Annotated in this window: 1 rRNA gene (only partly in view); it reads left to right on the top strand. The window is 51.5% G+C overall.

The features are described from left to right. Positions 1-1,179: ribosomal RNA gene (locus AC07P1_RS33660) — 23S ribosomal RNA — on the top strand (its annotated part continues 1,250 nt past the right edge of the window); the annotation flags it as partial.

Raw genomic sequence — 1,179 nt, forward strand, 5'->3', positions numbered from 1 at the left:
CCCGTATGTGAAATGCGATGTGTGGAACTAAGCGTGCGACAAGTAGGGCGGGACACGAGAAATCCTGTCTGAATATGGGGGGACCATCCTCCAAGGCTAAATACTCGTAATCGACCGATAGTGAACCAGTACCGTGAGGGAAAGGCGAAAAGAACCCCGGGAGGGGAGTGAAATAGATCCTGAAACCGTGTGCATACAAACAGTAGGAGCGGACTTGTTCCGTGACTGCGTACCTTTTGTATAATGGGTCAGCGACTTACATTCAGTGGCAAGGTTAACCATATAGGGAAGCCGTAGAGAAATCGAGTCCGAACAGGGCGATAGTCGCTGGGTGTAGACCCGAAACCAAGTGATCTACTCATGGCCAGGATGAAGGTGCGGTAACACGCACTGGAGGTCCGAACCCACTAATGTTGAAAAATTAGGGGATGAGCTGTGGGTAGGGGTGAAAGGCTAAACAAACTTGGAAATAGCTGGTTCTCTCCGAAAACTATTTAGGTAGTGCCTCAAGTATCACCATCGGGGGTAGAGCACTGTTATGGCTAGGGGGTCATCGCGACTTACCAAACCATTGCAAACTCCGAATACCGATGAGTGCGAGCTTGGGAGACAGACGTCGGGTGCTAACGTCCGGCGTCAAGAGGGAAACAACCCAGACCGCCAGCTAAGGTCCCAAAGATTGGCTAAGTGGAAAACGAAGTGGGAAGGCTAAAACAGTCAGGATGTTGGCTTAGAAGCAGCCATCATTTAAAGAAAGCGTAATAGCTCACTGATCGAGTCGTCCTGCGCGGAAGATGTAACGGGGCTAAGCCAGTCACCGAAGCTGCGGATATGCGTAAGCATATGGTAGGAGAGCGTTCTGTAAGCCTGCGAAGGTGTCTTGTAAAGGATGCTGGAGGTATCAGAAGTGCGAATGCTGACATGAGTAGCGATAATGGGGGTGAAAAGCCCCCACGCCGTAAGCCCAAGGTTTCCTGTTCAACGTTCATCGGAGCAGGGTGAGTCGGCCCCTAAGGCGAGGCAGAGATGCGTAGCTGATGGGAAGCAGGTTAATATTCCTGCACCGTCGTATGATGCGATGGGGGGACGGATCGCGGAAGGTTGTCCAACTGTTGGAATAGTTGGTTGCTGCTTCATAGAAGGCGCTTAGGCAAATCCGGGCGCGTAATTCAAGGGAGT

This window comes from Duganella sp. GW821-FHT07F09 (assembly GCF_059418705.1).